The sequence below is a fragment of the Streptomyces sp. NPDC051218 genome, from assembly GCF_044455475.1.
Classification (GTDB): domain Bacteria; phylum Actinomycetota; class Actinomycetes; order Streptomycetales; family Streptomycetaceae; genus Streptomyces.
Genome location: NZ_JBITEU010000006.1, coordinates 465,380 through 477,916 on the forward strand (window position 1 = coordinate 465,380; position 12,537 = coordinate 477,916).

Below are 12,537 nucleotides of genomic sequence, written 5' to 3' on the forward strand. Positions count from 1 at the left end.
CGGGAGTATTCGGGCCACGGACACCGCGCACAAGGGCGCCTTTCGGCCGTAAGCCGGATACACGGCAACCGGCCCCGACGGCTGTCGTACCTGTCGTACGCCGTCGGGGCTTGGGTCATCGGCTCTTCTTCTGACGTGTCAGCGGCCGATGAGGTTCCGCTCTCCTGCGGCGATCTCGGCGTCCAGAGTGTTGCCCGGTGGCGGGAACGGGCAGATGAAGTGGTCGGCGAAGGCGCACGGGGGAAGAAGCGCGCGGTTGAAGTCCACCGTCGTGCGCCCCTCGGCGTCCGGCGCGGCAGGGCGCAGGAAACGGAACCGGTAGCTGGACACTCCGCTGCTCGCGTCGGCGAACACCGCCCACAAGGAGCCGTCGCCCTCCACCGACACCTGGAGCGTGTGCTCCTTTCCGGCCAGGGTGAAGGCCAGCTCACCGCCGAGGCCGAGGCCCCGCTCCACCCCGTCCGCGTTGCCGACCCGCACGGTGCGCACCCCGTCGGTGGTGCTCTCTGCGGCGTACGGCGTGAAACGTCCCGGCGCCGCCCAGCGCGCGTCGTACCCCGTGGCCTCGATGCCCCGGAAGGCGCGGCGCGCGGCGGAGTCAGGATCGAAGTCGCGTACCGCCCAGAGCCCTTCGCGGCGCAGGACGACCAGGCGCCGGTCGCCGCACCCGACGCGGGCCGCGCCCACGGGGCCGGGGTCGGCGGTGAGGCGGGCCTCGCCGCTGAACAGCTGCCCGTCGAGGGTGAGCCCGTCGCCGGCTCCTGCGGTCAGGACGGTCTCGTCGCCCGCCTCGGTCCAGCGCCCGGGGATGTCCGGAAGCGAACCATCCGGGTAGTCCGCGAGCCAGTGGGTGCCGGTGAGCGAGAGCGGGCCGTAGGGCGCGGACACCGTCTCCGTCCGCCGCTCGTGCCAGTGCTTCCAGTCCCGTGCAGCGTCCGTCGTCATGTGATCAACCTACGACGCCTAGAGCCCGCAGTCGCAGCAGGAGCAGCACTCACAACAGGAGCAACACCCACTGTCGCCGCAGTTGTTGCAGCACCCCTCGCGCTTCTTGCGGGACCAGGGGCCCTCGTACGAATCGGCGCAGCACAGCTTGCAGGTGCAGCAGAGGCCGATGGCGACCGCGCACCCCGCCCAGAAGCCCCGCTTGCCCGGCTTCGGCGGCTGCTGCTCGGGCCCGTGGCCTCCCCCGAATCCACCGGGACCACCCGGACCGCCGGGACCACCCGGCCCACCTGGTGCCCCGCCTCCGTACGGATTGCTGTTCCCGTACGGGCCACCCTGCTGTCCGTACGGCCCGCCCTGCCCCGGGGACGGCGGTGGCGGTCCGAAGGAGCCGCCCTGATGCGCCGTCACCTCGTGTGTGTGCCCGCACGCGTCGGTCCCGAAGGCCCGGTCCACCGAGCGCCCCAGCTCATGCGCGAGCAGCACATGCGCCAGCTTGCCGTCGGTGAATTCGGCGTCCCGCAGCGCGAGCCGTATGCCGTGCAGGGCGTCGTCGGCGAGGCGCCTGGCCTCGGCGAGGCCGGTGCCCGTGGCCGTCAGCGGGTTCCACGCACCCGACGCGGCGTCAGCTTCCTTGTCCTCCACGGCATCCAGGAGATGCGCGAGCCTGCCGAAGAGCCGCCCGGCCTCGGCGAGCGGCTCGGCGTTGCCCGGCCTGCCCGCGATGACGGCGGTGTGCGCGAAGGCCGCCGCGGTCGCGGTCTCGGTCGGCTCGGTGACCGTGAGCAGGGAGGTGCCGGGGCCCGCCAAGCCCTCGATGCCGACCTGCCGTTCGACGGCATCCAGCAGGACAGCCGTGTCGAATCCCACGTCGGCGCCGGTGCGGGCACCCGCCCGGTCCCAGCTCCGTGCGACCTTCCGGGCGGCCGCGGCCACCGGCCTGCGCGCCAAGAGGCCGTCCCCGTCCACGACGTGGTCGCGCACCTTCGCCGACGCGAGCACCAGCGAGACCGCGGCGGCGAGCCGAGCGCCCTCGCCCCGCGCGACGGATGCGGTGCGCATTCCGCGGAGGGGGCAGGGCCCCGCGGTGCGCCTCCAGCCGGCCGCCCTGGCGGCCTGAGCCTCCGTCAGAACCGAGATGATCAGGCCGTCGTAGTTGGTCACGACACGGGCGAACTGTCCGTGATCACCACGAAGAGCGAGACAGAGCCCGCACAGATGCGCCATCCATTGCGTCTTGAGGCCTTCTCCCAGACGATGGCTGCAGGGCCTGACGATTCCGAACATACGACTCCCCCGTGAGCCCGTTGACGATCAACTCGGGCATCGTATCGAGGGGTCCGTTCACCCGGACGCACCGGTCGTCACCCATACGCCGCGAACAATCATATTTCACTCACTGTCAGCAGCCGTACACAGCAGGACCCTTGAGGAATCACGCGTGTACGGCGTGTTGACTCTGCACCAGTACCGTCACGAAAACCCCGCGCGGCGACTATCCACTTGGCGCACTATCCGCATCATGGACGAACATGGGGATGCGGAACGCAGAAAGCCCGCTGTGAGAGGAGGCGTCCATGGGATCGGTGCGCAAGGCGAGTGCCTGGCTTGGCCTCGTCGACGACAACAACAACGACGAGCGTTACTACGACGGCTACGACGACGACGGGGCCGAGGGGCCCGGCGAAGCCTGGGTGACCGACCCGCGGGTGCGGGTGGTGGCCGAGGCCGCCGAGGAGGAAGGGCGCCGGATCGGCACCGTGACCCCGGACAGTTTCCGGGACGCGCGGGGCATCGGCGAGCTCTTCCGGGACGGTGTCCCGGTCATCATGAACCTCACGTCGATGGAGCCCGGCGACGCCAAGCGCGTCGTGGACTTCGCGGCGGGCCTCACCTTCGGCCTGCGCGGCTCCATCGAGCGCGTGGCGACGCGGGTCTTCCTGCTCACCCCCGCCGACACGCACATCGTCAACGGGGAGGCCACGAGCCGTCCGACGGACGGTTTCTTCAACCAGAGCTAGCGGGCGAGGCCGCTCACCGGAACGCGTCAAGACCGGTGAGCGCCTTGCCCAACACGAGTTGATGCATCTCGACGGTGCCCTCATAGGTGAGCACCGATTCGAGATTTGTCGCATGCCGCATCACGGGGTACTCCAGCGAGATCCCGTTCGCGCCCAGGATCGTCCGGGACGTGCGGCAGATCTCGATCGCTTCTCGTACGTTGTTGAGCTTGCCGAAGCTGACCTGTTCGGGGCGGAGCCTGCCCGCGTCCAGACGGCGGCCGAGGTGGTGCGCGAGCAGGATGCCCTTGTGCAGCTCGACCGCCATGTCGGCGAGCTTGGCCTGGGTGAGCTGGAAGCCGCCGATGGGCCTGCCGAACTGCTCGCGGGTCTTGGAGTACTCGACGGCGGCCTCGAAGGAGGAGCGGGCGGCGCCCATGGCTCCCCAGACGATGCCGTAGCGCGCGTGGGAGAGACAGCTCAGCGGGCCCTTGAGCCCGGTGACCTCGGGAAGCACCGCGTCGGCGGGCAGCCGTACCTCGTCCATCACCAGCTCGCTGGTGACGCTCGCGCGCAGCGACCACTTGTGCTTGATCTCGGGTGCCGAGAAGCCGGGGGTCCCGGTGGGGACGACGAAGCCCTTGATCCCGTCGTCGGTGTGCGCCCAGACCACGGCGACCCCGGCCACCGAACCGTTGGTGATCCACATCTTGCGCCCGGTGAGCACCCAGTCGGTGCCGTCCTTCTTGGCGAAGGTGCGCATCGACGCGGGGTCGGACCCGTGGTCGGGCTCGGTCAGGCCGAAGCAGCCGATGATCTCGCCCGCGGCCATGCCGGGCAGCCAGCGCTGCTTCTGCTCCTCGGAGCCGAAGCGGTGGATGGCGTACATGGCCAGGGAGCCCTGCACGGAGACCAGCGAGCGGATTCCGGAGTCGGCGGCCTCCAGCTCCAGGCAGGCGAGCCCGTACTGGACGGAGCTGGCCCCCGCACAGCCGTAGCCCTCCAGGGACATGCCGAGCGCGCCGATCGAGCCGAGCTCCCGGGCGAGGTCGCGGATGCCGGGCAGCTCGCCCTTCTCGTACCAGTCGGCGATGTGCGGCAGGACGCGGTCGGCGGCCCAGGTGCGGACGGTCTCGCGGATCGCGAGGTCCTCCGGTTCCAGGAGGTCGTCGATGCCGAGGGGGTCGGTGGGGTCGAAGGGCGGCAGGGGGGTGCGGCTGCGTGCGGACATCTCGGGCCTCCGGCGGCGCAAAAACTAGCAGTGGTAGTTACTTACGGCTCGCGTTGACGGTACCAAGGGCGAGTGAGTGGGGGAATTCCCCCACCGAAGGCCGGAGAAGCACGTCAGCGGAGGGACTCCGCCGGGACCTCCGCCTCACTCCGGGGTGCCGGAACCCCCTGGTCACCCTGTGCCGGGGGCGTCCCGCACTCCATGGTCCGCGGCAGCTTCAGCGCCATCAGCGCGCCGAGCAGCAGGAGCCCCGCGCTGACCAGCAGGGTCACGTGCAGCCCGTGCACGAAGGACTCGCGCGCGGCGGTGCGCAGCGCGTCGCCCGCTCCGCCACCGAGCCCCGAGGCGACTTGGTAGGCCTCGCCGAGGGAGTGGCTCGCGGCGGCGCTCTCCTCGGCCGGCACGCCGCGCACGGACGAGAGGCCCGGCGCGTACGCCGCGTTCATGACGCTGCCGAGCAGCGCGATGCCGATGCCGGCGCCCAATTGGTACGAGGTCTCGCCGATCGCGGCGGCGCCGCCCGCCTGCGCCTGGGGCGCCTCGCTGAGCATCGACTCGTAGGAGCCGAAGAGCGTGGTCTGCAGGCCGAGGCCCAGCAGCACGAAGCTGAAGAGCAGGAGCGGGTCGTTGACCTCGTCGCCCAGGCCGGTGAGCACCAGCACGGCCACCGCGGTGAGGGTGAACCCGGAGGCGACCATCGTGCGCGGGCCGAAGCGGTGCAGGAGCTTCGATCCGGCGAGGCCGGCGGCCATCGCGGCGACGGTGAGCGGCACAAGCCGCAGCCCGGTCTCCAGCGGGGAGAGCCCGAGCACCAGCTGCAGATACTGCGCGGCGACCAGCTCCAGGCCCACCAGGGCGAGCATCGCAAGGACGATGCAGCCCAGGGATGTGCTGAACGCGGGCCGCGCGAACATCGACAGATCGATGAGCGGGTGCTTGCGCCGCCGCTGCCTGCGGACGAAGCCGACCAGGAGGGCGGCGCCCAGGACGAACGACAGGAGGGTCGTCATGCCGAACGGCGACTCGCCGCCGCCCGCCCGCTTCACCGCGAAGACGAGGCCGAAGAGACCGCCCGCGGCCATCAGCGCGCCGACGACGTCCCACGGACCGTCGCGGTCGCCCGTCGACTCGGGCAGCAGCCAGCGTCCGATGGGCAGGCTGACCAGCATCAGCGGGATGTTTATCAGGAAGACCGAGCCCCACCAGAAGTGCTCCAGGAGGAACCCGCCCAGCAGCGGTCCGCCCGCCGCGCCGATCCCGGCCACCGCGCTCCACACGCCGATGGCGACGGCGCGCTCGCGCCGGTCGGGAAAGACCTGGCGGAGGATGGAGAGCGTCGCGGGCATGATCATCGCGCCGCCGACGCCGAGCAGGGCGCGGGCCGCGATCAGGATCTGGGCGTTGTCCGCCATCGCGGCCACGGCCGATGCCACGCCGAAGAGGGCGTAACCGAGGAGGAGCACCCGTCTGCGGCCCACGCGGTCGCCGAGCGTGCCGAAGAGGATGAGCAGCGAGGCGCAGACCAGTGGATAGACGTCCACGATCCACAGCAGCTCGATGCCACCGGGCTTCAGGTCCTCGGTGACTGCGGGCACCGCCACGTGCAGAACGGTGGCGTCGACGGCGACGAGCAACAGGCTTACGCAGAGGACCACGAGCACCAGCCAGCGGTTGGCGCCGCCCTGCGACCCGGGTACCCGACGGCCGGAAGGAGCGGTGGCCGTGGTTGAACCCGACATGTGCGATACCTCCCAGTGATCCCTCGCATCGGCGGCCCCGCGGGACGTGATCTCCCAGCTGGCGGCAACGAAAGGCGAGTGAGCCGCCAGAGTACGCGAGTTCACGGCTGTGGCGCGTGGCGGACCTCTCACGGTTGCACGGAGACGGTGTGGCATACGCCACGCTGCCCACGCATGGACCACGCCCCCGGGAGCGCCGCCGGTTCCCGCCTGCGCCGATAATCGAGCCCGTGACCGACCTGGACCAACGCCTGCCCCCGCCGTCGTACGGCGCCCGTGCGGGCGCCGCGCTGCGCCGTGCGGCGCCCGCGCTGCTCGCCTACGCGGGGGTGCGCGCCCTGGGGCTCGCGGTGCTCGCCGTGTGGAGTGCGGCGGCGGGCAAGAGCCCGCACACGCTCCTCACCGCCCGCTGGGACTCGCTCTGGTACACCCGCGTCGCCGAGCACGGCTACGGCTGGGAGGTGACGCTCCCGGACGGCAGCGTCCACTCGAACCTCGCGTTCTTCCCGCTGCTTCCCTGGCTCGAGCGGCTCGTCTCGGCGATCAGTCCCTTGTCGTACGCCGATGCCGGCCTGGTGGTGAGCTGGCTCGCCTCGCTCTGCGCCGCCGCGGGGATCTTCGCGATCGCCGATCATCTCTACGGGCGCAGGGCGGGGATCTGCGCGGTCGCGCTGTGGGCGGTCCTGCCCGTGGGGATCGTGCAGTCGATGGCGTACAGCGAGTCGCTGTTCACCGCGCTCGCGGCCTGGTCGCTGTACGCGGTGCTCACCGACCGCTGGGTGTGGGCGGGCGCGCTCGCCTCCTTCGCCGGACTGACCCGGCCCGTGGGCGCCGCGGTCGTCGCGGCGCTCTGGGTGACGGCGGCCGTGCGGATCCGCCGGGAGGGGAAGGCCGGCCCGCGCATGATCCTGGGGGTGGTCCTGGCCCCGCTCGGCGCCGCGGGCTACGTCCTGTGGGTCGGTCACCGCACCGGCGACGGCATCCTCGGTTATCTCGACGTCCAGGCGGGCTGGGGCAACGGCTTCGACTTCGGTTATGCCTTCGCCCGCTTCGTCGGCGACAAGTTCACCGCCTTCCCTGGGGCCCTCGCGGGGGCAGGCCTGATCGTCGGGGTCGCCCTGGTGGTCTGGCTGTACGTCATCGGCGTACGGCAGAAGCAGCCACTGCCACTTCTCGTCTACTGCGGGATCGTCGTGGCACTCGCCCTGTGCGCCGCGGGCTATTTCGGCTCGAAGCCGCGCCTCCTGCTGCCCGCCTTCCCCCTGCTCCTGCCGGTCGCGGTGGCGCTCGCCCGGGTGCGTACCTCCAGGTCGGCGCTGGTGCTCGGCGGTGTGGCGGCGGCGAGCGCGGTGTACGGGGCGTTCTGGCTGAACGGCTCGGGTCCGCCATGATCATTTCCGGGCGCCTCCGGTGAGCGGACGGCAAATTCCGCACAAGACCCCGGTGAACGAATTCATAAGGACCATAAAACCGTCGCGCCAATGATCAACGAATTCGGTAAGGGGTTACTCTCGAAATAGGGAAACGGCAGGAATAAACTGCCGTCTGAGATCAATGCCACATCACATCGTCATCACAAAGCCACTGATTCGGCCTAGTCCCTCACTCACTCGCTGTAACGTCGATTGGGTGCGTACCGAACGAAACCTCACCCGTCTGGACCGGGTCTTCGCCCGTCTCGACCGGGAGCCGGAGCGACCGGCCGGCCTCGATCTGCCGAGGATGAGCAGACACAGGATCGTGCTCTTCAGCGCGACCCTGGCCTTCTACCTCGCCATCGTGGTCGCCGTGCTTGCCACGTCGTGGCTGGTGCGGTTCGACTGGCAGGTCATGTTCTTCCGGCCCTACCAGCAGTGGCCCGAGATCCACGCCTTCCTCGACTACTGGGTGGTCCTCGGCCAGCGCGGCCCGACCGCCGTGATGGTCGCGGCCTGGCTCGGCTGGCGCTCCTGGCGTCAGCACACGATCCGCCCGCTCCTGACGTTCGGCGCCGCCCTCCTCCTGCTCAACATCACGGTCGGCGCCGCCAAGATCGGCATGGGCCGCCTCGGCCCGCACTACGCCACCACGATCGGCGCCAACGAGATGTGGCTCGGCGGCGATATATTCCCTTCGGGCCACACCGCCAACGCCGTCGTGACCTGGGGAATCCTGGCCTACATGGCCTCCACCCCGCGCACCCGCCGCTATCTCTCGGCGCTCTCCGCCGTGGTCTCCCTCAGCGTCGGCCTGACCACCGTCTACCTCGGCACCCACTGGCTGAGCGATGTCTTCCTCGGCTGGGCCGCGGGTCTGCTCGTCCTGCTCGCGCTGCCCTGGGTGGAGCCGCTCATCAACCGCGTCGAGGGCTGGATCTTCAGCCTGCGGGACCTGTGGCGCGCCCGCCGCGCCGGCCTCGCGACCCCGGTCGCCCCGGCCCCGGCGAGGGTGCCGCAGCCCACCCCCGCACCGGCCGACGAGCCTCCGCTGCGCGAGCCGGTCGGCGCCGCGCGCCCCGCCCGCGCCCCGGCCTACCTCGCGCCGGGCCCGCACACACCGCGCTCCGAGCGCAGCCCGGTCACCCCGGCGGGCAGCCGGCGCCCGCCACACTCCGAGCGCCCCTCGCGCGCGGCGACGTCGCCCCGCCCGGTGGCGGGCGGCTGACCCCGAAGACAGCGGGGGTCGGTACGCACAACCCATCCCCCGCATCGCGAAGGCCCCGGTTCCGTCTCGGAACCGGGGCCTTTCGCCGTGCCGTCGGCAGACACGGCCGTACGTCGCCGGGGGGTGTCAGCCCTTCCAGCAGCGGGTCACGAAGCCTTCCTTGACCTCGAAGTTGAGCCGCCCCGCGAGGTACTCCATGGTGATGATCGCGCCCGGCGGCAGCGCCCTGACGGTGGACCAGCCACGCTCGCGGGCCTGCTGCTCGGCGCCGTCGGCCGCGAGGCCCACGTAGGCGTCCAAGCTGTCCTGGGGTTCGGCGGGAGGGGTCGGAATAGGTGCCATGGCCGCCACGTTAGGCGGCGCGGCCCGGCCGGGGAAGGCCGTAGCCGGACACCATGCGTCACCGGTCCCCCTCCGGTCACGCTTCTGTCACAGGATCACGACGTGCGTTTCGCCTTAACTCCGTCACACGTATGGGCGGTTCCTTAGTTGTTCCGGCGCCATTCCTGGATTTACCGGGAGCGCCATGAGAGCTCACCGAGACGGGCCCGATACCACCGAAATAGCGCGGCGGGCAGGGGGCCGAGTTGCCTTTACACACCCTCCCCATTTCCGAATCCAGGGCGCTCGGCGAGATGTGACGACGCATAGGGAATTCAAGATTCCAGCACAACGGGCCCGTACGCCCCCTGTCGGATCCGGGTGTGACGCGAGCATCATGGCGGGTGCTTCGAGCAGGACCGGTGGCGCGACGGCGAAGGGGCGAGTGATGGGGACTGAGACCGCGGCAGCGGCGGCAGCGCCGGCCTTGCAGAAGAGTCCGGGCCGGCTCCTCGTGGACTGGCTGACCACCACCGACCACAAGAAAATCGGTCACCTGTACCTGATCACGTCGTTCGTGTTCTTCCTGATCGCGGGCCTGATGGCGCTGATGATGCGGGCCGAACTCGCCCGTCCCGGGCTGCAGCTCATGACCAACGAGGAGTTCAACCAGGCGTTCACGATGCACGGCACGATCATGCTGCTGCTGTTCGCGACGCCGACCTTCGCGGGCTTCGCCAACGAGATCATGCCGCTGCAGATCGGCGCGCCGGACGTGGCCTTCCCGCGCCTCAACATGCTCTCGTACTGGCTGTTCCTCTTCGGCGGCCTGATGGTGCTCGGCTCGCTCCTGGTGCCCAGCGGCCCCGCCGACTTCGGCTGGTTCGCCTACGCGCCGCTCAACAGCATGGAGCGGTCACCGGGGATCGGCGCCGACTTGTGGATCATGGGGCTCGCGCTCTCCGGGTTCGGCACGATCCTCGGCTCGGTCAACTTCCTGACGACCATCATCGGGATGCGGGCGCCGGGGATGACGATGTTCCGTATGCCCGTCTTCACCTGGAACGTGCTGTTCACCTCGATCCTGGTGCTGCTCGCGTTCCCCGTGCTCGCCGCCGCGCTGCTCGTCCTGGAGGCGGACCGGCGCTTCGGTTCCGTGATCTTCGCACCGGAGAACGGGGGCGCGCTCCTGTGGCAGCACCTCTTCTGGTTCTTCGGGCACCCCGAGGTCTACATCATCGCGCTGCCGTTCTTCGGGATCATCTCCGAGATCATCCCGGTGTTCAGCAGGAAGCCGATCTTCGGCTATCTGCCCCTGATCGGCGCGACGATGGCCATCACCGGGCTCTCCGTCGTCGTATGGGCACACCACATGTTCGCGACGGGCGCGGTGCTCCTGCCCTTCTTCTCCTTCATGTCCTTCCTCATCGCGGTCCCCACGGGCGTGAAGTTCTTCAACTGGACGGGGACGATGCTCAAGGGGTCGCTGTCCTTCGAGACTCCGATGCTGTGGGCCATCGGCTTCCTGGTGAGCTTCCTCTTCGGCGGGCTCACCGGCGTCATCCTGGCCTCGCCGCCGCTCGACTTCCACGTCACCGACTCGTACTTCGTCGTGGCCCACTTCCACTACGTCGTGTTCGGCACCGTCGTCTTCGCGACCTTCGGCGGCTTCTACTTCTGGTGGCCGAAGCTCACCGGCAAGATGCTCGACGAGAGGCCGCGCAGCCCGAAGCTGAACTCCACGCCGTCCGTGGTCAGTTCGTAGCGCTCGATCCGGTCGGGCTCGGCACGGCGGGACGCCTCGGCGTATCCGGCGCCGCTCAGCACGGTGCCGTAGACACGGCCCTGCGCGCTCACCCCGGGGCCCTCGATCCGCAGCTCGCCGATCTCCGCGTGCGGGGCGCGCAGCCAGCTGCGGACGGAGAGGTTGCCCTGCTTGGTGGCGTACGGAATGCGGACGGCGATGTGGCCGCGGGCGCCGCTGGGGGCGCGGTCGACCAGCGAGCGCAGATCGTTGACGCCGGGCGCGAGGCGGCGCGGGGTGCCGCCGCCGACCTCCGCGTAGGCGTTCCAGCGCCCCTCGGCCAGTTCGACGCTGCTGGGCAGCGCGGCCCGCAGCCTGCCGTCGGCCGCCGGGGACAGCGGCAGGCGTACGTCCTCGTCGGCGGACGCGGCGTCGCGGCGGCGCAGCAGCAGATAGGTTTCGCCCTTGCCGCCGGGGTCGGTGACGTCGAAGGTGAGGCCTCCCGCGGAGTCGGCTATGCAGTCGGCGCGTGGTGCCGCCGCGACGTCCTGATCGCCGCCGGTCTCGCAGGGCGATGAGGCGTCCGAGGTGGCCAAGGCCGTCATGCGATGGATCCCTTCGTCTGTATGCCGCTGGTCGGTACCCCGTGTCCGATGTCCCGCACCGCGTACGCGCCGTTCAGGAGCGCGCCGCGGGTGCGGTGCAGTGAGCCGCGCATCCGGCCGCCGAAGGAGCTGCCGCGGGCCAGCATCCCGGTGAACATCTCGTCGTAGCGTTCGGCGATGCGGACCGGGTCGAAGCGCTCCGAGTCCTCGAGGGCGGCACCCGCCATCCGATGGCGCAGCGTGTCGTTGTTGATCAGTTCGAGCAGTCCGCCCGCGATCGCGTCCGGGTTGCCGACCTCGACGAGGCGCCCGTCGACACCGTTGTCGATGATCTCGCCCGGCCCGTGCGGGCAGTCGGTGGCGACGACGGGCAGGCCGCAGCGCATCGCCTCGACGATGGTCATGCCGAAGGACTCCAGGCTGGAGGTGACGGCCGCGATGGAACCCTTGGCCCACTCGGGCTCGATGGGGTGGGCGGGCCCCATCAGGAAGACGTGGTTGTAGAGGCCCAGTTCGTCTATCAGGGCGCGCAGCTTGTCCTTCTGCTTGCCGCCGCCGTATATCCGAAGGCGCCAGTCGGGGCGCTCGGCGCGCACCTGGTCGAAGGCCCGGATCAGCAGGTCGTACCGCTTGACGGGGGCGAGCCGCCCGGCAGCGACGACCCATTTCTGGTTGCCGTCGGCGGGCTCGATGCCGGGCGCAGGCACCGGGTTGGGCACGGCCTGGACGTGCACGCCGGGCAGGCGCATCTTGCGGCGGTAGGCGCGGGCGTCGGCCTCGGTCGTCGTGGTCAGGACGTCGAGGCGGGGGTAGACGCTGCGCAGCTGGCGGCGCAGTTCCTTGGAGTGGCTGTCCAGCGTGAGGTGCTCCTGGCCGACCCGCAGCGGGCCACGCGCGGTCTCGCGGGCGAGGTGCACGTTCAGGCCCGGACGCGTGCCGACCACCACGTCGGCGCTCACCGAGGAGAGATGCTCGGCGATGCGCCGGTCGGTGAGGGCGCTGTACTGGTCGTAGCGGCCTTCCGCGCTGGGGAACGTCCGGGCCGGCCGCAGAGCTTCGGCGGTCCCCCCTTCGTACCCCGGGCTTTCCTTGCGCATGTCGACCAGGTGACTGAGCCTGACCCGGGGGTCGGGCGAGAACACAGGGTCGTCGCGGTGCCGGAACACGGAGACGATCTCGACGTCGTGCTGCTCGGCGAGCGTGTTCGCCAAGTTGTACGTCGTCCGGATCGTCCCGCCGATCCCGTACGCGTTATGAATCAGGAAAGAGATGTGCATGCGTCCCCGTATCCCACGCTTCCCCGCGGACA

10 protein-coding genes and 1 pseudogene are annotated in these 12,537 nt (G+C 70.4%); 4 read left to right on the forward strand and 7 right to left on the reverse strand.

Features of this window, described 5'->3' with window-relative positions; translation table 11 throughout:
* Positions 1 to 138 precede the first annotated feature (138 nt).
* The gene (locus ACIBCK_RS20850) at positions 139 to 945 is read right to left on the reverse strand and encodes a DUF1684 domain-containing protein (protein WP_399392189.1); all 807 of its coding nucleotides are present in this window, start codon (positions 943 to 945) and stop codon (positions 139 to 141) included.
* Positions 946 to 963: 18 nt separating this feature from the next.
* Entirely contained in the window at positions 964 to 2,232 is a 1,269-nt protein-coding gene (locus ACIBCK_RS20855; protein ID WP_399392191.1) for a DUF5685 family protein, read from the reverse strand.
* Between the two features lie 290 nt (positions 2,233 to 2,522).
* Here ACIBCK_RS20855 and ACIBCK_RS20860 point away from each other — a divergent pair, with 290 nt between their 5' ends.
* Positions 2,523 to 2,966, forward strand: coding sequence for a cell division protein SepF (locus ACIBCK_RS20860; RefSeq protein ID WP_367040391.1), 444 nt, complete (start codon positions 2,523 to 2,525; stop codon positions 2,964 to 2,966).
* 13 nt (positions 2,967 to 2,979) lie between these two features.
* On the opposite strand, the gene ACIBCK_RS20865 is transcribed toward ACIBCK_RS20860, so the two are convergent.
* Both ACIBCK_RS20865 and ACIBCK_RS20870 read right to left on the reverse strand, forming a co-directional pair.
* The gene (locus ACIBCK_RS20865) at positions 2,980 to 4,176 is read right to left on the reverse strand and encodes an acyl-CoA dehydrogenase family protein (RefSeq protein WP_399392193.1); all 1,197 of its coding nucleotides are present in this window, start codon (positions 4,174 to 4,176) and stop codon (positions 2,980 to 2,982) included.
* A gap of 113 nt (positions 4,177 to 4,289) precedes the next feature.
* Complete coding sequence (locus tag ACIBCK_RS20870; protein WP_399392195.1) at positions 4,290 to 5,915, reverse strand: MFS transporter; 1,626 nt, start codon at positions 5,913 to 5,915, stop codon at positions 4,290 to 4,292.
* Between the two features lie 230 nt (positions 5,916 to 6,145).
* Here ACIBCK_RS20870 and ACIBCK_RS20875 point away from each other — a divergent pair, with 230 nt between their 5' ends.
* Both ACIBCK_RS20875 and ACIBCK_RS20880 read left to right on the forward strand, forming a co-directional pair.
* Positions 6,146 to 7,306 carry a glycosyltransferase family 39 protein gene (locus tag ACIBCK_RS20875; protein WP_399392196.1) on the forward strand — a complete coding sequence of 387 codons (1,161 nt, stop codon included), beginning with the start codon at positions 6,146 to 6,148 and terminating at the stop codon, positions 7,304 to 7,306.
* A gap of 238 nt (positions 7,307 to 7,544) precedes the next feature.
* A complete protein-coding gene (locus ACIBCK_RS20880; protein ID WP_399392198.1) occupies positions 7,545 to 8,558 on the forward strand; it encodes a phosphatase PAP2 family protein in 1,014 nt (337 codons plus the stop codon).
* 126 nt (positions 8,559 to 8,684) lie between these two features.
* On the opposite strand, the gene ACIBCK_RS20885 is transcribed toward ACIBCK_RS20880, so the two are convergent.
* A complete protein-coding gene (locus tag ACIBCK_RS20885; RefSeq protein WP_367040399.1) occupies positions 8,685 to 8,900 on the reverse strand; it encodes an I78 family peptidase inhibitor in 216 nt (71 codons plus the stop codon).
* Between the two features lie 427 nt (positions 8,901 to 9,327).
* On the opposite strand from ACIBCK_RS20885, the pseudogene ACIBCK_RS20890 reads away from it, so the two are divergent.
* A pseudogene (locus tag ACIBCK_RS20890) lies at positions 9,328 to 10,596 on the forward strand (cbb3-type cytochrome c oxidase subunit I); the annotation flags it as partial.
* Here the strand turns inward: ACIBCK_RS20890 and ACIBCK_RS20895 are convergent.
* Positions 10,551 to 11,228 (reverse strand): hypothetical protein, encoded by a 678-nt coding sequence (locus ACIBCK_RS20895; protein ID WP_399392200.1) that lies wholly within the window; start codon positions 11,226 to 11,228, stop codon positions 10,551 to 10,553. The pseudogene ACIBCK_RS20890 and the gene ACIBCK_RS20895 overlap by 46 nt on opposite strands.
* Complete coding sequence (locus tag ACIBCK_RS20900; RefSeq protein WP_399392202.1) at positions 11,225 to 12,505, reverse strand: glycosyltransferase family 4 protein; 1,281 nt, start codon at positions 12,503 to 12,505, stop codon at positions 11,225 to 11,227. The genes ACIBCK_RS20895 and ACIBCK_RS20900 overlap by 4 nt, the downstream gene beginning before the upstream one ends.
* Between the last annotated feature and the right edge of the window lie 32 nt (positions 12,506 to 12,537).